Genomic DNA, 20,403 nt, shown 5'->3' with positions numbered 1-20,403 from the left:
GAACCCCTTCACATCGGCGCAGCTGTCGTTGTCTCATCCTCTTCTGTCGCCGCCGCGCCAAACGGTTGCAACGCCACCTTCAGATAGGGCGCGGTCAGGCTTCCTTTCGCGTCGGCAACATCGTTGGGATTGCCGCTGGCGACGATATGGCCGCCATCTTCGCCGGCTCCCGGTCCCAGGTCGACGACCCAATCGACTTGGGCAACGGCACGCATGTCATGCTCGACGACCACGACCGTATTGCCGGCATCGACAAGTCCCTGCAGATGCCGCATCAGACGATCGGCGTCGGAGGGGTGCAGACCCGAAGTCGGCTCGTCCAGAATGTAGATGGTGTTGCCGCGCTGCGCGCGTTGCAACTCCGTTGCGAGCTTGATGCGCTGTGCCTCACCGCCCGACAATTCTGTCGCAGGCTGGCCGAGCCGCAGATATCCCAAGCCGATCTGTCGCAGCACGTCGAGGGGTCGCAGGATGGGCAGTTCTTCGGCGAAGAACCCGCAAGCCTCGTCCACCGTCATCTCCAGGACCTGGGCGATGTTGCGTCCGTTCCATTCGACCTCCAGCGTTTGCGGGTTGTAGCGGCTGCCATGGCAGGTCGAACAGGGCGCATAGACGCTGGGGAGGAACAGCAATTCCACCATCACGAAGCCTTCGCCCTCGCATACAGGGCATCGGCCCTGTGCCACATTGAACGAGAATCTGCCGGGGCTGTAGCGGCGCTGGCGGGCCAGGGGCGTATCGGCGAAGATCTTGCGCACGTGGTCGAACAGGCCGCTATAGGTAGCGAGGTTCGAGCGAGGAGTGCGGCCAATCGGCTTCTGATCGACCCGCACCAGGCGCCGGATGTACTCCATTCCTGCGGTGATGCGTCCTTCCGTTTCCTCCTGCGCGACGTCGAGCAGCGGATCGACATCCTCGTCTTCGGTCGTCGGCGGGGGGCCGCCGAGATGTTCGGCAACGAGTTCCGGCAGCGCCTGGCTCACAAGGCTGGACTTGCCCGATCCCGATACGCCCGTGACCGCCGTGAAGCAGCCGATCGGAAACGCGACATCGAGACCGTGCAGATTGTTGCGGGTCACGCCCTCCAGACGGAGCCATGCTCTGGCTTGGCGCGGTGTCCTATTATTGGCCACGGGTGCAGCGAACAGATAGCGGCGCGTGATCGATTCTTCCACGTCGGCCAACCCCTCGGGCGGCCCGCTATAGATCACCTCGCCGCCCTTCCCGCCGGCGCCCGGTCCTACATCGACCAGCCACTCGGCATGGCGGATCACGTCGAGATCGTGCTCGACAACGAACAGGGAGTTACCCGCCGCCTTCAACCGCTCGAGGATCGACAGCAAGGCTTCCCCATCCGCCGGATGCAATCCCGCCGAAGGCTCGTCCAGCACATAGACCACGCCGAAAAGCTGGGACGACAATTGGGTCGCAAGGCGCAGACGTTGCAGTTCCCCTGAGGAAAGCGTCGGCGTGCTGCGGTCGAGCGAGATATAGCCGAGACCGAGATCGATCAGCGGTCCGAGCCGTTCGAGCAATTCGGACGCGAGGCGTTGCGCGGCGGCCCGCTTTTCATCGGAAAGGTTGGGAGTGCGGCGCACGTCGGGCGCACTCTTATGCGCCGAACCACCTGCAGCGACCCGGCGTTCGACCGCCGCATCACGGGCCACCTTGCTCAGGATATGGCCCTTCGGGGTTGCCGTGGTTTCCCCGTACTCGCCGTGCGCGATGGGCGTCAGCAAATCCATGAGCTTCAGCAGCGTCAGGTCACCGAACTCGGCGATATCGAGCCCGGCGAATTTCACCGACAAAGCTTCGCGCTTCAGGCGCTTGCCATGACAGGTTGGGCAATCGCGACCGATGATATATTGGGAAACGCGCTTCTTCATCAAAGCGCTTTTCGTGTTGGCGAACGTTTCCAGCACGTAGCGACGGGCGCCGGTGAAGGTGCCCTGATAGCTCGGTTCCATCCGGCGCTTGAGTGCGACACGGGTCTGCTCGGGGGTTAGGCCCGCATAGACCGGTGCCGTCGGCTGTTCGTCGGTAAAGAGAATCCAGTCACGATCCTTTTTCGGCAGATCGCGCCATGGCGTATCGACGTCATAGCCGAGCGACACGAGGATATCGCGCTGGTTCTGGCCGTGCCACGCCGGCGGCCAGGCGGCGATCGCCCGCTCGCGAATGGTGAGCGTATCGTCCGGCACCATCGTCTTCTCGGTCGCGTCATAGACGCGACCGATCCCATGGCATGTCGGGCAAGCCCCGGCCACGGTGTTGGGCGAAAAATCCTCCGCATAGAGCATTGGCTGATTGCGTGGATACGCGCCGACGCGCGAATAGAGCATCCGCACCAGGCTGGAGAGCGTCGTCACGCTGCCGACGGAGGATCGCGCGTTCGTCGCACCGCGCTGCTGCTGCAACGCGACGGCGGGCGGCAATCCGTCGATCGCATCGACCTCCGGCACGCCAGCCTGATCGATCAGGCGACGCGCATAAGGTGCGACCGATTCCAGGTAGCGTCGCTGCGCTTCCGCATAGAGGGTTCCGAAGGCGAGTGACGACTTGCCCGAGCCGGATATGCCGGTGAACACTACGAAGGCATCGCGCGGAATATCGACGTCGACATTCTTGAGGTTGTTCTGACGCGCTCCGCGAACCTGCACGCATGAGGGACGCTCAACCTGTCCATTGCCAGAAATGCTCGCCCCAACAGGCGGAGTTCTTGTCTTCATTCCACTTTTCCCGCGCCATCCCTGCACGGCCTCGCATTTCGACACCATCGGAACAGCGTCCAAATCGACGACATCACAGGAAATCACGCCATAACCAAGCTCACAGGTAGATGAACTGGCGATATAGCCTGTCCAATCGATGGCGAATATCCTCTATGTGCTTGTCGTCACCGCTATCGACGGCCGCCAAGAGACGGTGCTCCGCGGTGGTAATCCGATCACAAGGATCAGACAGGTTTTCACAGAACTCCTCCGAATGAACCGAAGGCTCGACCGCTGTGGATTGCTCAGATGTGATTTTCGGCCACCGGCATCTATACCCGGCTGCCGAGCTATGTCCGCTTCTGGGCCGTGAAGTGGCTGGATACGAGGGCGGAGATCGTCAATGTCGTCAAATGCGAGGAACTCACCGCACTGCCGAAGGCTTTTCCGGAACCTTGGAAAGGCTGCGCAAGGAGGGCTCCCATGTGCCGGCGACTTCGCCAAAGGGACGGCACGCCATCCTAGCTTGAAATCGAGGAAGACGATCCCAAGCTGCCTGACGGCGTGCCGGTATGGCAAGAACGCTTCAACGGCGTCCCGTCCCGGTATTTATGGGTGATCCGTAGACATCCGCAGGCCGACAAGAACGTCCGTGATCACATGCGCTGGGTTCATTCCGCCCTACGCCAAGGCCGCTATGACGCCTTTTTCTTTCTGCCCCTGCTGGGCGCGGGAGGCGGTGACGGTGGCGGGGCGCTACTCGCCTTTCGATTCATCTGGCCCAGTCCGAGTTCCTTGGCCAGGCGCGCGCGGGTAGCTGAATAGTTCGGCGCAACCATGGGATAGTCGCTGGGCAGGCCCCACTTCTCCCGATACTGCTCGGGCGTCATTTCATAGGTCGTCCGCAAATGCCGGGTCAGCGATTTGAACTTGCGCCCGTCTTCCAGACTGATCAGATAATCGGGGGTGACGGATTTCTTGATCGGAACGGCGGGCTTTGGCGGGGTAACCACCTCGGCCGACCTTGGATTGTTCAGATCCGTTAGTCCTTTGTGCACCGAATGGATCAGATCCGCGAGGGATGCGGTGGCAACCTGGTTGTTGGAAACATAGGCAGAGACGATGTCGACTGTCAGGTCGACCAGACTTGCGTCTTCCTCAGGCATGTTCAGTCACCTTTTTGTTTTTTATAGTGATGTCGAAGTGAGTGCTGTTTTTTGTTATGAACGCAGCATTGTGGACCCGTTCGCTGCGCTGGCTCAGATTCTCCGGCAAATTCCAGTAACTGTAAAGATCATCCTCGGGGATGATCATGGCTGCCTGTGCACTATTTCGAGCCTTTTCGGATTCTGTTTCGATCGCTCGTGCCCTCTGTGCAAATCACTATAAAAATAAGTGATTAGAGAACATTCGATCTACATGCACCTGTTGGCACACTGGCCTGTTCCCTTAAAACAAGATAGGCTGCACACTTCCGTCCGCCGAGGCTTGGGCCCGAGGACATCTCAGCCAACCAGAAAATTTCATCGTGACGATCTCGCACAAGGGTGCGACGCCGCGCCATTGACCGCGATAGATGCTGGTGTCGATGCCGCAGTCCATGAATAGGCCTGTTCGCTGCTCGAACCCGATGCACGTTCCCAAGGTCAGACGCTCGACGCATGGACGACTGGAATAGCGAAACGAGGCCGAGCCTTACGGCAGGACGAATACGTCATTGTCCGCGATTTCGGACGCAATATCGATCGCCGCGAACTCGAAGGATTTGAAGCCGCGACGATCACTCGAGGCTGCCTCCTTCCCGAAGAGCGGGCTGACAATGGCCCAGTCGAACACGGCTGCCTCAAGTTGATCCTTCCACCCTTACCGAGGGTCGAGCAGGTCGGCACAGATCCATCGTGCTTCCGGCAACAGCTTGCGGCCGATCTTGACGAGGCGTGGATTGATCTCGACGCAGACGGCAATGGAGGAGGATTGATCCTCGATCCCTCGACGAGCCTTCCCTTCGCCAGTTGTGCCATCACCTTAACTCGACGCCCGCAGACGCCTGGGCTTTCGAGCTCCAGCCGGGTCTGCCGGCCCAAGCTGATGGAGGCCAGGCGACGGAGCGGCTATCCGCAGCCCCGCTCGCAGTTACACTTCGGCGAAACCCCACATGGCTACAATCGGTCGTGTGTCGGCCGTCACCTTGCGGCTCACCTATTTGAATCGTTCCAGCGCCGTGACCGTTCTTCGCAATGTTTTCGTCAATGAATCGACATTCTGAATTGTATCCCGTACGGAAATCGGAGTAGGAATTTACCGTGAATATATGACTGTCTGAACAACCGTCAGAGGATCTGGAATTGTTCCGCTTTTGGAGAAAGTTTAGGTTACCAAAAGGGACCCCAGTAGAGGTCGAAAAGATTGAAGCGGGCGAGCAAGCTCTCTCAGAATTTCTAAAACATACACAGGAATTAATCTCTTTCTACGATGGAGAATTAAGACTTATCCAATTCGCAGCCCAGCTTGGGACTGTGCGCAATGGCAGTATGTCAATTGGTGCGAGCCTGTTTGATATCTATCCTGGCGTTGCTACGGGCGAAGCGCGGAAGGCAGTGGACAAGGTACTTGCTACCAGGGCTCCTATGATCCTCAATATTGCCACCGCGTCCAACCAAGGAATGGAAGCCTGGGCGTTTCCCGCCGCCGACGGGATCGGCCTGATCGAAGTGGCGAATTCTCCTGCAAGGCGCGCGGAGGCCGAGCACAACAGGCTGATGTATCAAGCCAATCATGACGTGTTGACCGGCCTCCAGAACCGGCAACGCCTCAGTGATCGGCTCAAGGAGATCTTGGCCGCGACCGACGGCCAGCATACGCGTTCGGCGCTGCTGCAGATCGATCTTGACGATTTTAAATCAGTCAACGACACCTTGGGACACGGCACGGGCGACGCCCTACTCAAAATGGCTGCCGATCGGATACGAGGTGTGCTGCAGGAGGGCGATTCGGCTTTCCGCTACGCCGGCGATGAGTTTGCGATCATCCAGTTTGGCAAGGACCCGATCGAAGCCGAGAGTGTGGCACAAGCTCTCGTTGATGCTTTCAAGATACCCTTCATGATCAATGAAATACCGCTCTTCGTTGGCGCCAGCGTGGGCATCGCATTCGGCCCTCAGCATGGTACGCAGAGCGAGGAACTGATGAAGGCGGCTGATATCGCGCTTTATGCTGCCAAGGGAGAGGGGCGGGGTTGTGCGCGGACCTTCAATCGCTCGATGATGCTTTTGATCGAACAGCGAGAAAGCCTAAGACGCAGCCTTCGACTGGCGCTGGAGCGACGCGAACTTCTGCTTGAGTACCAACCCCTACTCCGCTCATCGGGCAAGGTCGTCGGCTTTGAGGCGCTGGTGCGTTGGGATCACCCGGAAATCGGGCGGATAACGCCCAATGTGTTCATTCCGATCGCCGAAGCGGATGGATTGATGGATGAAATCGGCCGCTGGGTGCTCGAGGAAGCATGCAAACAAGCGATGACCTGGCCAGAAACTCTGAATGTCGCCGTCAACCTATCGCCCGCGCAGTTTCTCGGCGGGTCCATCACTGACATCGTGGCTCAGGTCATCGATAGTACCGGCATCAACGCAGACAGAATAGAACTGGAAATCACGGAGTCAGTGCTGCTGGAGGAGACCGTCGATAATTTGGACACCCTGAATACGCTGAACGTACTCGGTATCCGCATCTCCCTAGACGACTTCGGCACGCGATATTCGTCGCTCAACTATCTCAAGAATTTTCCCTTCGACTCATTGAAAATAGACCAGTACTTCATTCAAAATGTCGAAAAAGAGCATAAAAGCCAGACAATTGTACGGGCAATCATCGGCATGGCGCACGGTCTGGACATGATGGTGACAGCCGAAGGGGTGGAAACGGCCGTACAAGCGCAATGGCTGATCAAGGAAGGGTGTGACGTCCTCCAGGGCCACCATCTCGGCCAGGCCATGAGTGCCGAGAGAGCACGGATATTCGCTTCCAAGGCCGGAGCCCCACGAAGACGTCGAGAGCGCGTCAACTGAATCGACACATTCCGCCAGGCATCGCAATAGCAGAGAGTAATATGGCGCCGAACGTCACGCACAACGATAGCTTGGATCATGATTTTCGTATCATGGTACAAATTGACATGGAAATGGAGGCGTTCAACTCCAATTGGACACATTGCGATTATATCGCCACCTTCTTAGCTCGGGTGATTAGCCATAATCGGCCAGACTCTGTACTATTTGCAAACTTGTTTTCATCTGCACTCAATGAGTTGCTGGAGATCACCTTCCGCAGCAACCATGTCGGGGGAACTTTCGTCTGCAAGATTTCGCGCCACGGCGATACCGAAAGGGTCGAGCTCACCTTCACCTGTAGCGAAGATGAACGTGATTTCTTCAAGCAGGCGGTGATCCGCCTTCGAGGCAGTCACGCTGAAGCCAACTACATGGACTCGTTGTCGAACGCCGCCGACCTGAGCCGTGACATGCTCCTGGTCGAATTAGCCATCAGCTACAACGCTGCGGTGACCCTAACCACGGTTGGCGACAACACCATAACGCTCTCTGTCGATCTGCCACTTGGAGGCTTGACACATTGAGCGCGATCACCTTCGCCTACGATGTACGCTTCAATGCGCAATTCGACCTTAGCAATCAGGAATACTCGCTTTCTGGCACATTGCGTCCCCAGTCCTTGAACGAGATGGCGTCAAGCTTGGCGTTGCTGCGGGATTCGATCAACCGTGTGAGTGGCGTGTTCTATCTCAACGTTCGGCGGCTTGCGCAGATGAACAACCTGGCATTCCATGCGTTCGCACGTGAGATGCTGGACGCCAGCCGGGCGAGGCCGGACATGCAGTTTATTATCGTGACCTCCAGCGTGGTCGGATGGACAACTGAGAAGTTCGGCCGCCTGAGTCGGATCGAACCGGCCATCAAAGTCCAGGAATATGACGCCAGCTTCTATCCAGGTCAGAGCTTTCTCGAAGAAGGCGGCTTCATTCCGGTTTTGCGCACCCAAACTAAGATGACATGGCGGCACGAACGCAACATCTTGCCTCGCCACGGCATGCGGGCTGGGGTCTACATGGCGGATATCTGTTGCGGGATCGGCGATTTCGCTGCACTCGTTCAAAAGGAGTTCACACCCGCGCGAATTGTCGCCCTCGACCACTCGCGCTCCAGTCTTGCCTATGCACGTCGGGTGGCGTCGGAGTTCAAGATCAGTGGGATCGAGTATATTTACGGCGACGCCTCGGAGATGCTGCTCGAAGACAATCAATTCGATCTCGTCACCTGTCGCCACTCGTTGCAGATATTCGATCGCCCTGCGCTGATCCTCAAAGAAATGTACAGAATCTGTAAGCCCGGCGGCCGCGTATATGTAACCAATGAGAAGATCTCGCAATGCTTGGGAGAACCTCGCGGCGAGTCCATTCAATGGACATATAACGAACTGTCCAAACTCTTCGGCCATTTCAACATGGATCTCGAACTGGGTCCCAAGAGCCGGCATTATCTGATGGATGCCGGTTTTGATGATATTCGTGCAGAATCCTTCATGGTCACCAATCTCGATGGTGACCCGCAGGATTTCGCCGATATCGTCCAGGCGTGGGAGGATACATTCGCGGGAGAAATGTCCCAGAAACGCGGCGACGATCCCGAGTTCATCAAGCAGTTTCGCAAAGGCTTTCAGGACCATATCTTCGCAGCATTGCATCCGAAGGGATACGCTGGCTGGCCGATCTGGGTTGCGTCGGGACGAAAGCCGCTATGAGTGCGAAAGGCGGAAATTCGTCGCGGTTTGGCTTGCGCTCGTTCCGAGCGAAGTTTGTACTGGTTGTCGGTGGCGCCGTCCTGTTCGATCTGTTGATCAGTGGCGGCCTTGCTCTTTGGAACGTGAACCGACTTTCGGTGGATGCCACCCAGCAAGTCGGCCTCGGCCTGACGAAGGCAACCGGCGAATACCTGCACAACTACATCGAGACCACTGCCGAACGGACCGATCTTCTGCTCGATCAGGTCCATACGGAGGTGAATATTCTTGCTGGCTCGACGCAGGCCCTGATCGATCATCCCCAAATCGCGGCCACGGTGGGGGAGGCAATCGAGCGCGATCCGACGTTCTCCACTCCGCTTACCTACAATCCATCGAGTAATTGGTGGCAAAATGGAGCTGGTGACCCGTCAGCGGTGACGGTTTGGGGGTACCTCCTCAATGCGACCAAAAACCTGCCGCCAGACGTTGCAAAAGTCGTACGCGACAGCACGGCTTTCAACATTTTCGGTCCCGCAGTCCAGGCGAACGGCACACGAAAGCTGCAAGTCTACTATATCGGCCCAAAGAGCGCTCCCATTTTGCGTTCAACCCCCTATACTGACCAAGGCACCACGTTCGATCGCGTCTATCCGGGCCATAACGCAACGAATTGGTGGGACTTCTTTTTTCCTCAACTTTACGAGGATTGGCAGCGGTGGCTCAAGGATCCCGCGAGCAAGCCGGTCGACGAGAAAATCACGACGCTTTCGCCCTATAAGGACGGAGTCACGGGCAAGCTGATCGTCAGTTTCTTCGAACCCGTATGGACCAAGGACCGCAAGGACCTCGCCGGCGTCGTTGGTGCTGACCTTACATTGGATCAGATGGCAGACATCGTGCAAAGCGTGAAGATTGCAGACACCGGGTTTGCATTCCTCGCTATGTCCAATGGGAACGTACTCGCCGTCACGCCCGAGGGTGAGAAAACACTGGGCATCGGCAATTCGAGCCCGACGGTGTTCGACCGGTCACTGCGCAAAAGCACCGACGCTGCAGTCGCGGCGCTACCACTCGATCAGAACAACGATGGCGTCATACAGACCATTTCGCTCGACCGGAACGGCGAAAAGGTCAACTACATCGTCGTCCTCAAAAAACTCAGACCGACGAACATGTGGAGTGCCGGCCCGATAACAAAGGAAACAATGACGGTCGGCATCGTCGTTCCCGAGCACGAGATATACGCCACCTTGATTGCCGCTCAGGATAGTATTTCCAAGGCGACAAACCGTATTCTTCTTTATCAACTCGCAGCAATTTTCGTTGCGTTATGCATTGTATTTGCAGCGGTATTCGGTCTGTCGAAACGCATCACGGCTGGCCTCAGCGCCTTGGCCGGAGCGGCGCGTAAGCTGCAGGCCAAGGATTATTCTGTTCGGGTCCACATTCCGACCAAGGATGAGGTCGGCGAGGTTGGGGTGGCATTCAATCGAATGGCCGAGGAGATAAGCTACCATACCGAGAACCTGGAGAAGCTCGTCGAGGATCGCACGCGCGATCTCGAGAGCGCCAACCTGGAAATTTCATCGCTTAACGAACAGCTGCGCAGCGAAAATTTGCGGCTCGGTGCCGAACTCGACGTGGCCCGCCAGATCCAGAAAATGGTGCTCCCCAAAGAGCGCGAACTAGCCGCAATGCCAGGGGTAGAGATCGCAGCCTACATGCGCCCCGCGGACGAGGTGGGGGGCGACTATTACGACGTATTGCGGGACGGCAAGAAGCTTAAGGTGGGCATCGGTGACGTCACCGGCCACGGCTTGGAGAGCGGCGTTCTAATGCTGATGGTGCAGTCGGTAGCGCGTGCGCTCCAAGAAACCGGCGAGAATAATCCCGCCCAGTTCCTAGATCGGCTCAACCGAGCAATATTCAAAAATCTCGAGCGAACCAATTCGGACAAGCATCTGTCGCTCTCATTTCTAGACTATGAGGATGGTAAGCTCACGCTTTCGGGCCAGCACGAGGAAGTCGTGGTGGTGCGTGCAGGCGGTGGAGTTGAGCGTATCGATACCATTGATCTGGGATTTCCGATTGGACTCGAAAAGGACATTTTGCCTTTTGTCGCCACCCGCAACATAGCTTTCGCAAGCGGTGACGTGGTGGTGCTACATACCGATGGTGTGACCGAGGCCGAAGGTGGGAAGGGCGAACTGTTCGGCTTGGATCGTCTTGTCGAGAGCGCACGTCAGCGTCATGGCTCGAGCGCTGAGGAAATAAAGAACGGGATTATTCAAGATCTGATGGACTACATTGGAACCAGTAAGATCCACGACGACATAACGCTCGTCGTTATTAGGCACAGGTAACATCATGACCACTTTGTACGGATCGAAAGACATTGTGATCGGTATGAACGAACGCGTGAGCCGCGTGAGCCTATTCGACGGTCCCCTCGACCTGCGATGGCACCATTGCGCAACGACATCGGATTTCATCGCCGACATATTCGCCCTGCCATTCCGAACTTCACGCAACGACTATCGCGCGGTCCGGCACAATATCGGGTACCTGGTAAACGAGTTGATCGAGAATGCGGTCAAGTTCCATGAGCCCGGTGAGATCAGAGTCGAGGCGGCGATGGATACCGATGCCTTTAAAGTGAAGGTTTCCAATGTTGTCAGTGCCAACGCGGCCACCTCATTCCAGGCACTACTCGCTGAAATTACTGTTGGTGACCCTGGTGACCTGCTCATCGAGCGCATCGAAGCCAACGCTGCAGATCCAGAGACTTCCGGATCGGGTCTTGGATTGCTGACCTTGATGAATGACTATGGCGCTCGCCTGGCCTGGATTTTCAACCCCGTTGAAGATGGCAGCCGGGTGCATGTAGGAACATTCGCCACCCTTCCCGTCACTCATTTTTAACAGTGAACCATGAAGCCAAATATTGAGATCACGACTGACGAATATCGAGTCTGGGCCGAAGACAATGTCATCCATTTCGACGGCACGATGCGCCTGTCGGGAACGGATGCTTATGCTCCGATCATGACACTCATGACTGACATCCTGACGGCCGCGCCGCCGACGATTGTCCTCGACCTGACCGATCTCGAGTTCCTCAATTCTTCAGGAATTAACTTGTTGGCAAAGTTTACAATCGAGGTGCGCAAGCACCCAGACGTGACGCTCGTCGTGCGCGGCAGTTCCGAGATTCCCTGGCAGAGCAAGTCCCTACCCAATCTCAAGAAGCTCCACCAGGCGATCTCCCTGCAGATCGATTGACCCGTTCGGCCAAGGCAGGCGATGGTCGTAAGCGTCGGCTTCAAGATCTGGATTGCTTAGCAAGAGATCTCTGCAAGGCAGCCTTCAAATCGAATAGAGATCATCTTGTTCTTCCATAGAAATTCTACTTGAAAGACGTGGTTCATGGCTCTGGGTGACACATTGCAGCGAAGAAAATGTGTCACACTTGTCCCCATTTCGATGATCTACTTGTGACAATGATGCTGACCGCGTATTGTTTGGTCGGCATGGTTAAAGGCGCAGAACTCGACAGGTGCAGCCAGCTGGATGCCTGCCGTGCTGCCGACCGAAGGCGATGCCATCGACACCGCCACGCCCAATGCCGTCATACTGGGAGTTACAGGCGCCGGCACCTTTGACAGGTGGGCTACCGGGTAAACTCGGTGCCAGGAAATGGACACTCAAACATCGTCGCCTCCATTCGCTCCGACGTGGAGAAACGGCCATGGCCTCGCACCATTTTTCTCGCACTCGCCATCAACATCCGTTCGGCGACTGGCTCGGATGATCAACTGGGAACAAGGATCCGCGAAGCGTTGGGAACTGTCGCCAATACAACAGGGCCCCTCCTATCTTCCATGGAGACCATCGAAGCACTAAAGCGTTTTGCGATTTGGTTGAACCACCAAGAATCGCAAAGTCGCGTCGAATCAAAGAGTTAGAGTAAAAAAGCGTTCACGCCTGAACGCGCTTTGCTCTAAGCAACAGGCAGGCCGGCAGGCGTGCCGAGCCCGACACGATTGTCAGATCGGACCGGGCAACCTATCGTGCATCGTCACCAAGAGCCGCCGGGGCCGATCGTGGATCCAGCAGACAGAACCATTCACTGCCCCATCCACGGACGGCAGCAGGCGGCCTTTGTCTGCCAGCACATCGTCCAGGGTGCCCAACGTGGCTATCGTGTCGGCTTCTGGTTCGGCGACGATCCGGTGAATCCCAGATCCGATGCCTGGTGCGATGCCTGCGAGACCGGTCTGGCCAAGGCCGACTATGTCTGGGGCGATGAAAAGGAAGCGCAGGCGGGCGTCACCGTCATCTGCGGCCTCTGCTACGATTCCGCCCGGAACTTTCACCTCGGCGAGCCTCGGCGCCAACAGGTGTGGCTGCAGGAAACACCCGTCCAATCCCTGCCGGCTTACAGCCGGCTGCGCAGCTCGGCCAAATCGGCGGCGAAGCAGATGTCCCGGCCGCGATTGGCTTCGCGGACGAAATCGCGTAGGGCGTCGCTCTCGGCAACCCAGGCCGAGATGTCGCCGATCACGGCAAGACGCAGGCGGTAATTGACGAACTTCTGCACCACGGCGCCGGCGAGCCGCGTGCGCAGACGGAAGAAGTCGTCGACAAGCCGGGCGACAGGGATCGCCACCATCGTCGCTTCCTGCTCCCAGGCCTTGCCGAGAAAACCGTTGATATCGCCTTCGCCGGCGAGTTTCTTACCGTCCTCGGCGCAGATGAGCACCCGGATGCCCCGGATCTCCTCGACTCTGTCGCTCATGACTATTCTCCTAAGCGGCCCGTCGCAGCGGCATGTGCCGGTGGCTCCGACCTCAGACGATCTCGTAGATGTGATACTGGTCGCCCGTCGCCTGCGGAAAGTCTCGACGCCGGAAGGCGGGCGGCACGCTGCCGTCGACCAGAGCGATGTCGACATTGGAGATGTAGAAGCCGCCCTTCGCCATCAAGCCGGGCAGATAGGCGATGATGTCGGCCACGATCGGCACGGCGCCCTGCCTGTCCTTGAGGCCGAGGTCGGAATGGGCGAGCGCCGCCTTGCGCGGCAGGCGCGCCGCGGCAGTGCGGATCGTATCGGCGATGTCGCCGAGGAAGAGCAGTTCATCCGCCGGGCGCACGAAGACATTGGGGCTTACCCGGTTCTCAAAGGCATAGATGTCCCGATCGGGAAAGTTCTGGCGCAGATGGTCATAGGTCCGGCCGTGGCCAAGGCCGAATTCGAGCACCGGCCCCTCGATCCCCCGGACGAGTTCGACGGCAAGGTCGAGGCAATTGCGCTGGGCCGTCATGCGATTGATGAAATTATCGAGGTAGCTCATTATCCATTTCACATCATTGCAGAAATCCCGGCCGGCCATTCGGGCCGCCGTCCCGGCGGGCGCCGGGAGCCGGCTCCCGGATGCAGCCTCCGGACCGGATATGCCGATCGTCATAAGCCACCGGCCCCGAGCGAGGCAAGCGATCCTGCGGGCTCCACGACGCCGGGCGGCCTGACAGCCACCGCATGCGGGTCCCTCCGAATGTCCGTCAAATTTGCCGGTGTGCGCGAACACAGCGTACCGGCTAAGTTGATTCTGCGAACGGCGCGGCAATCTCCGAACAGATCCCCTCCCTGCCGTGTTGTTCGCGTCTTTCCAGCTCGTCTCTCTCTCGTCTAACCTCCCAGCCCGCGCAAGCGGGCTTTTTCTTTTCCTGCCTGCATTGATAGGGGCGCCGGGCTGCACCAGCTTCCGTTCGGTTATCCGCGGGAATAGGGAATGCCGATCTCGGCCCGTTCCAGCAGCCACTCCCAGTGGCCGCGGGCATAGCCGCGCGAGACGTCGGCAAGGAGCTTGGCCATCTCGGCTTCGATCGCAGCGATTTCGGCCATGGCGTGGCTGTTGGCGACCAGCAGGACGCGCACGGCCATCCGCGCATCGCCGTCGCAATCGGCGATGACGCGCTCCACGCTCGCCTCCAGATCCTCCGGCAAAGCCTGTTCGGATTTGCTGGCTTGCGACGTCATTGACGGATCTCCCTGTTCAGAAAACTGGAACCAGCGGATATCGCGCTCCACCGGGACGATGCACGAATCCCACCCGGCCTGGTCTCTGCCGTTGCCGGCAAACCGCTGGAGGATTTCGGAATCGAGACCGGAAAATTAGGCGAGGGTGCCGTGGCTGTCGAGCTTTTTGTTCATGATATGTTCTAATATCGACAAAGCCGTCACGCCCTAGCCGACGCTCTCGGCAGCGCATTCGTGGCAGCTCAAAAAATTTTCGCACGAAGCATGGAACCAAATCCTGGCCCACCGGTTCAGTCTCCAGTCGGATGCCTTGAGACCGTTCCTGGCATTCGAGCGGGCCCGCCCGCATGACTTCGAGCTGTTGACGCACTCGTAGTTTCCTCGGGCTCTGTGGCCCGACCCAACGACCCAACTGCCGGGTGCCCCCGCATCCGGCTTTTTCTTTGCACCGGCCGTATCGGCTTCAGTTGCGCAGCACCGCGCAACTGCCGCCGGCCCGGTGCAGCTTGTCGCAGATGAGGCTGGCCTCGCGCATGCTGCGGGCCGGCAGGCGGACGCGATAGAAGGCTCGCCGGCCGCGCCCGGCCATGCGCGTGCCGAGGATCAGCGTCTCCCGGCCCGCCAGGATGGCCGGGAAGCGTTTGACCGCCCGCTCATAGGAGGCGATGGCGATGGTCTTGGAGAAATTGCCGGAGAGCTGCACGCCGAAAGGCGCGTAGGGCCCCTCGATCAGGCGCGGCACCTCCTTGCGCACGGCCGTGACGACGGCGAGGCAATCGACTGGCTTGGCAGCGGGTTCCTCCCCGGCTTTGAGGCCATCGCCGGAAACCCAGTCGTCGACATTGCGATGGGTGATGAAATAGACATAGGCGCGCGTTTCCGAGGGCAGGTAGCGCCCACCCGCCAGCCAGTCGGAGAGGCGCTTGGGCCCGGCATTGTAGGCGGCCAGCGCCAGGCCCCAATTGCCGAACTGCTTCTTCAGGGCGGTAAGATAGGCGGCCGAGGCCGGTATCGCCTTTTCGGGATCGAAGGGATCGTCGAGTTGCCATTCGGCGGCCGTGCCCGGCATGAACTGGGCGATGCCCTGCGCGCCGGCACTGGAGACGACGTGCGGCCGGAAGCTGCTTTCGCGCCAGATCAGCCGCGTGAAGAGCTCGGGTGGAATGTCGTTGGCACGCGCCGAGGTCTCGATCAGGCGGCAGATCGCCTCGTCCAGGCTCTCCTGGCGGGCCTGAGCCTTCCCCGGCATGGCAAGGCAAGCGAAAGCTGCCGACAGCAGCGCTGCTGCAATGAGATAACGAACGTTCACAGACAATGTCTCGCCGTTGGGGGCAAGCTAGCATTTAGGCGAAAACACTGCGGCGCTCCAGATGCCATGCGATGACCCATGACGCCGGGCCCGCCTTGCCAGGATCGCGTCGACTGGTGCAAACAGGACGCCCCGCCACTTGGAAGTTCCATCATGACTAGATGCCATTGGGTCGTCGCCGCTTTCGCCTGGTTCGCGGCCTCCGCCGGCACGGCCCTGGCCGCCTCCGACTTCGATCCCACGCCGCTGCTGCCCGTGTCGATCGAGGATGCCGACCGCACCCGCCTGATGAACTTCGAGGCGACGCGCCGCAGCGCCATCGATGCGGTGCTCGGCTCCAATGCCCGCCACACCGCCGACGGCATGGCCCTGGAGGAGATCCTCGCCGGCGATCCCAGGCCGATCGCCAATACGCGCGAACTCGTCGGCACCTGGCGCTGCCGCAGCGCCCAGCTCGACGATGGCTCAAAGGCCAATGACGGCAAGGGCAGCGTCTATACCTATCCCTATTTCAAATGCGCCATCAGCGAGCGCGGCGGCAAGCTCTTCTTCGCCAAGGTGAACGGTTCCCAGCGCGTCAGCGGCTTTCTCTATCGCGTCAGCAACACCCGTTTCGTCTTCCTCGGCGGCAATGCCAATGGCGACGATCCGCCGGTCGCCTATGGCGCCTCGCCCAAATCCGATGCGGTCGCCTATCTGTTCAAGGCCGGCCCGCGCAAGTTGCGCCTGGAACTGCCGCAAACCTGCTGCAGCACGCTCGAAATCCTCGAACTGGTGCGCTGAGCCTGCCGGGAAAGAAATGCCGGGTATGGAGTGCCGATAGAGCAGTGCAACCCCTCATCCGCCTGCCGGCCCCTTCTCCCGCAAGGGAGAAGGGGATTGTTTTGAAGTCGTGGCACGAGCCGGCCGCCTTCTCCCCTTGCGGGTGTCGTCAACGCTCTTGAGTTGACTAAAGGTGCCCGGTAGGGGCGGATGAGGGGTCGTGATGCGCTATCCAGCCTTTCTCCGGTTTGTTTCGAAGGACCTTGAGATGGGGGGTCGAAAACTCGCCCCCGGTTTCATGCCACCTTTGTAAAGGCCGTCCGATCCAGCGCTAGGAGATCACCGACGCGCTCGATGGTGACGTCGGGCTTGGGCTCGATGGTGCTCATGTCCGCCTCCAGGGCATAGTGGCCCTGGCGCACGAAGATGGTGGTGAGCTTGTCGCCCATCACAGCCTTCATCTTGGCGAGCAGGCGCGGCTTGTCGTCGACCATGGCGTAATGCTCGGCCGGGTAGTGGCGCTGCACCGAATCCAGCATCTGCTCCTTGTGCAGATAGATCATTACCCGCCCTTCCACCGCGTCCCACAGGCCCGCGCGCTGCACCTTGCGCGGCTGGAACACGATGTCGCCATCCGAGAGCACGGCGGGAGCGCTGAACGTCTTGAGATGGGCGATCGCCTCCAGGGCCTTGGGGAAGACGCGCTCGGCGAAGGGATATTCCAGCAGGAATTTCGACATCTGCAGGAGGTCGGGATCATCGTCCAGCCCGGCGCGAAAGAGCTGCAGCGCAGCGAGATAGTCGGCATAGCCGTATTCGTCGCGGATCTTGCCGTAGATCGCCCAGTAGCGTGCGCGCTGGTCGGCGCCGAAGGCTTCCTCGATATGGTCGCCGAGGTCCTCGCCGAAGCGGTCATTGTCGAGCAGCGTGTTGTCGACGTCGAGAAGGACGACGAGCTTGCGGTCAGGGGACACGGCGAACTCCTGTGAGGTTACGCGAACGGCGGGCGTGGCACGGAACGAACCGCGTCAGCGCCCCATCCGGTTCCAGGCGTCGAGGCCAGCGATCTTGTAGGCCTCGGCGAGGGTGGGATAGTTGAAGGTGTTCTCGATGAAATAATCGATCGTGCCTTTGAGGTTGAGCACGGCCTGGCCGATATGGATCAGTTCGGTCGCCCCCTCGCCCAGGATGTGCACGCCGAGGAGGCGGCGGGTCTTGGTCGAGAAGATCATCTTCATGATGCCGCTGTCGAGCCCCATGATGTGGCCGCGCGAGGTCTCGCGCATGCGGGCGATGCCGACCTCGTAGGGAATGCCCTTCTGGCGCACTTCCTCCTCGGTCAGGCCGGTGGTGGAGATCTCCGGCACCGAATAGATGCCATAGGGGAAATATTCCGGCGGCGGCGGCGGATCGAGGCCGAAGGCGTGGCAGGCGGCCACCCGCCCCTGCTCCATCGAGGTGGAGGCCAGGCTGGGAAAGCCGATGACGTCGCCGGCCGCATAGATATGCGGCACCTCGGTCTGCAGGGTGGCGGGCGTGACGCCGATGCGTCCCCGGTGATCGGTCTTCAGGCCGGCCGCATCGAGGTTCAGCCTGTCCGTATTGCCGACGCGCCCGGCGGCGAACATCAGCATCTCCGAGGACACCCTGCGCCCGTCCCCCAGCTTGGTGACGACGCGGCTGTCCTCGCGCTCGATCGAGACCACCGGGGAGCCCAGGCGTAGCGAGACGTTGCGGTCCCGCAGTTCATGCATGAACTCCTCGATCAGTTCCTTGTCGATGAAATCGAGGAAGCTCGAGCGCGGTTCGATCAGCGTGACGGCGACGTCGAGCGCGCTGAAGATGGTGGCATATTCGACGCCGATCACCCCGGCGCCGATCACGGTGAGGCTGCGCGGCAACCGGGGCAGCTCGATGATCTCGTCGCTGTCGAAGACATTGTCGGCATTGAACGGCACGTAGTCGGGGCGGAAGGGGCGCGTGCCGCAGGCGATCAGGATGTAGTTCGCCGTTACCGTGCTCTTGGTTCCGGTCTCGGTGGTGATCTCGATTTCGTGCGGGCCGAGAAAGCGCGCCTCGCCGCGGGCCGTGCGTACGGTGTTGCGGCTGAACTGGTGCTCCAACACCTCGACCTCGTGGTCGAGCGTCTTCTGCAGGCGGACCATCAGGTCGGTGGCGCCGATATCCTGCTTGACCCGATAGGCCCGGCCATAGAAGCCACGCTCGCGCCAGCCCGAAAGATTGAGCACCGTCTCGCGCAGCGTCTTGGAGGGAATCGTTCCGGTATGCACCGACACGCCGCCGACGCGCCGCCCCTTCTCCACCACCAGGACCGACTTGCCAAGCTTGGCCGATTGTACGGCGGCACGCCGGCCGGACGGGCCCGAACCGATGACGAGCATGTCATAATCATACATGGAGGGAAGTCTCTAGGCCGTTGGAACAAGGTGTCGAAAGGCGGGAAATGCCCCGCAGCATCGTCATGCTGCATGACAGCATGAATGCACATAGGGCTGCCGTCTGCCAAGAGACAAGAAAAAATGCCACGGCACTGTCTGGGAAGGTAGGCAGCCATGGCAATCGGGTGAGCGACACGACATGGTCATTGCGGGCGCATTGCTCCCCGCAAGGCAGGATGGCGGATTCAGCAAAAAGCCATGTGCGCCAACAAGCCTGCAACGCTCATGAGCACGACCGCTGAACCCAGATCGATCAAGGTCTCCATCTTCAATTCTCCTGGAATTTGGTGATTTGCAGAAATGGGACCGCCATCAAGGGCCGGCCATTTTGATCTGTTTTATTGATGCCTGCAATTTAGCCCCTGCCTGAGCTTGCGATAAGATGACATAATTCATATGAGCCATTAAGCTGGACTAATAAATCACGATGGAAAACCTCAACGACCTCGCTGCGTTTGCGGCCGTTGCCCGAGAGCGGAGCTTCACGCGCGCTGCCGCCAAGCTTGGCGTTTCGCCGTCCGCTCTCAGTCAGACTATCCGTAATCTCGAGGAGCGATTGGGGCTGCGGCTCCTGACCCGCACCACGCGCAGCGTTGCGTCCACCGAGGCAGGCGAGCGGCTGCTGCGCACGATCACGCCGCGCTTCGAAGAGATAGAAGCCGAACTGGCGGCCTTGAGCGAACTTCGCGACAAGCCGGCCGGAACGGTTCGCATTACCGCCGGCGAACATGCCGCGATCTCGGTCCTGCAACCGGCACTCAAACGCTTTCTACCGGACTACCCCGATATCCAGGTCGAGATCATTATCGACTATGGCCTCACCGATATCGTGGCGGAAGGCTATGATGCGGGCGTTCGCATGGGCGAACAGGTCGCCAAAGACATGATCGCTGTCCGTATTGGGCCGGACATGCGCATGGCAGTTGTCGCCTCGCCCGACTATTTCGAGCGGAATCCAGCCCCGAAGATCCCGCAGGATCTGACCGCCCACAAATGTATCAATGTTCGCCTTCCAACCTATGGCGGGCTGTTTGCCTGGGACCTTGAAAAAGACAGGCGCGAGGTCAAGGTCCGTGGAGAGGGACAACTCGTCTTCAATAGCCTCAGCATGCGGTTGAGTTCGGCACTGGACGGCCTGGGGGTCGCCTATATGCCTGAAGACCATGCGATGCCCTATATCGCAGATGGTAGGCTGATCCGCGTTCTTGAGGATTGGTGCCCCACCTTTCCCGGCTATCACCTCTACTATCCGAGCCGGCGGCAGCGGTCGCCGGCGCTGGCCCTGTTTGCGGACCTCCTCCGATATCGCGGCGACTGATGGAAGCCTTG

General features: G+C 59.4%; 16 protein-coding genes. 8 read left to right on the top strand and 8 right to left on the bottom strand.

Features of this window, described 5'->3' with window-relative positions; translation table 11 throughout:
• Positions 1-8: 8 nt before the first annotated feature.
• On the bottom strand, positions 9-2,729 hold the full coding sequence (locus tag QM672_RS04185; protein ID WP_415080804.1) for an excinuclease ABC subunit A: 2,721 nt from the start codon (positions 2,727-2,729) through the stop codon (positions 9-11).
• 677 nt (positions 2,730-3,406) lie between these two features.
• A complete protein-coding gene (locus QM672_RS04180) occupies positions 3,407-3,877 on the bottom strand; it encodes a MucR family transcriptional regulator (protein WP_415080802.1) in 471 nt (156 codons plus the stop codon).
• Between the two features lie 1,179 nt (positions 3,878-5,056).
• Here QM672_RS04180 and QM672_RS04175 point away from each other — a divergent pair.
• Genes QM672_RS04175 through QM672_RS04150 form a run of 6 tightly spaced genes read left to right on the top strand, consistent with a single transcriptional unit; the run spans position 5,057 to position 11,786 of the window.
• Positions 5,057-6,775, top strand: a complete 1,719-nt coding sequence (locus QM672_RS04175) for a putative bifunctional diguanylate cyclase/phosphodiesterase (protein WP_311937331.1) — start codon at positions 5,057-5,059, stop codon at positions 6,773-6,775.
• A gap of 41 nt (positions 6,776-6,816) precedes the next feature.
• The gene (locus QM672_RS04170; protein ID WP_311937334.1) at positions 6,817-7,341 is read left to right on the top strand and encodes a ubiquinone biosynthesis methyltransferase UbiE; all 525 of its coding nucleotides are present in this window, start codon (positions 6,817-6,819) and stop codon (positions 7,339-7,341) included.
• Positions 7,342-7,346: 5 nt separating this feature from the next.
• Positions 7,347-8,522 (top strand): methyltransferase domain-containing protein, encoded by a 1,176-nt coding sequence (locus tag QM672_RS04165; RefSeq protein ID WP_415081139.1) that lies wholly within the window; start codon positions 7,347-7,349, stop codon positions 8,520-8,522.
• Positions 8,519-10,867, top strand: coding sequence for a SpoIIE family protein phosphatase (locus QM672_RS04160; protein ID WP_415080799.1), 2,349 nt, complete (start codon positions 8,519-8,521; stop codon positions 10,865-10,867). Before QM672_RS04165 ends, QM672_RS04160 begins: the two co-directional genes overlap by 4 nt.
• A 4-nt stretch (positions 10,868-10,871) precedes the next feature.
• A complete protein-coding gene (locus tag QM672_RS04155) occupies positions 10,872-11,426 on the top strand; it encodes a slr1658 superfamily regulator (protein WP_311937338.1) in 555 nt (184 codons plus the stop codon).
• Between the two features lie 21 nt (positions 11,427-11,447).
• Positions 11,448-11,786 (top strand): slr1659 superfamily regulator, encoded by a 339-nt coding sequence (locus QM672_RS04150; protein ID WP_311937522.1) that lies wholly within the window; start codon positions 11,448-11,450, stop codon positions 11,784-11,786.
• A 1,156-nt stretch (positions 11,787-12,942) separates the two neighbouring features.
• Here QM672_RS04150 and QM672_RS04145 read toward each other — a convergent pair.
• The 4 genes from QM672_RS04145 to QM672_RS04130 form a co-directional block, all read right to left on the bottom strand.
• The gene (locus tag QM672_RS04145; RefSeq protein WP_367624840.1) at positions 12,943-13,302 is read right to left on the bottom strand and encodes a DUF4180 domain-containing protein; all 360 of its coding nucleotides are present in this window, start codon (positions 13,300-13,302) and stop codon (positions 12,943-12,945) included.
• A gap of 52 nt (positions 13,303-13,354) precedes the next feature.
• Positions 13,355-13,858 (bottom strand): class I SAM-dependent methyltransferase, encoded by a 504-nt coding sequence (locus tag QM672_RS04140; protein ID WP_311937346.1) that lies wholly within the window; start codon positions 13,856-13,858, stop codon positions 13,355-13,357.
• A 419-nt stretch (positions 13,859-14,277) separates the two neighbouring features.
• Positions 14,278-14,544 carry a hypothetical protein gene (locus QM672_RS04135; RefSeq protein WP_311937349.1) on the bottom strand — a complete coding sequence of 89 codons (267 nt, stop codon included), beginning with the start codon at positions 14,542-14,544 and terminating at the stop codon, positions 14,278-14,280.
• A 463-nt stretch (positions 14,545-15,007) separates the two neighbouring features.
• Positions 15,008-15,853, bottom strand: coding sequence for a lytic transglycosylase domain-containing protein (locus tag QM672_RS04130; protein ID WP_415080796.1), 846 nt, complete (start codon positions 15,851-15,853; stop codon positions 15,008-15,010).
• A gap of 153 nt (positions 15,854-16,006) precedes the next feature.
• On the opposite strand from QM672_RS04130, the gene QM672_RS04125 reads away from it, so the two are divergent.
• On the top strand, positions 16,007-16,636 hold the full coding sequence (locus QM672_RS04125) for a DUF4893 domain-containing protein (RefSeq protein ID WP_311937358.1): 630 nt from the start codon (positions 16,007-16,009) through the stop codon (positions 16,634-16,636).
• Positions 16,637-16,911: 275 nt separating this feature from the next.
• Here the strand turns inward: QM672_RS04125 and QM672_RS04120 are convergent, their stop codons facing one another.
• Positions 16,912-17,589, bottom strand: a complete 678-nt coding sequence (locus tag QM672_RS04120; RefSeq protein WP_394314261.1) for an HAD family hydrolase — start codon at positions 17,587-17,589, stop codon at positions 16,912-16,914.
• Between the two features lie 54 nt (positions 17,590-17,643).
• Entirely contained in the window at positions 17,644-19,032 is a 1,389-nt protein-coding gene (sthA, locus tag QM672_RS04115) for a Si-specific NAD(P)(+) transhydrogenase (protein ID WP_415080793.1), read from the bottom strand.
• Positions 19,033-19,501: 469 nt separating this feature from the next.
• On the opposite strand from sthA, the gene QM672_RS04110 reads away from it, so the two are divergent.
• Positions 19,502-20,392: a LysR family transcriptional regulator gene (locus QM672_RS04110; RefSeq protein ID WP_415080791.1), complete on the top strand. Its 891-nt coding sequence runs from the start codon at positions 19,502-19,504 to the stop codon at positions 20,390-20,392.
• Positions 20,393-20,403: the final 11 nt, after the last annotated feature.

This window comes from Labrys sp. (in: a-proteobacteria), from assembly GCF_047605565.1.
GTDB classification, from domain to species: Bacteria; Pseudomonadota; Alphaproteobacteria; order Rhizobiales; family Labraceae; genus Labrys; species Labrys neptuniae.
Note: the sequence above shows the minus strand (reverse complement) of the source record. Positions and strands in the feature narration are given on the sequence as shown.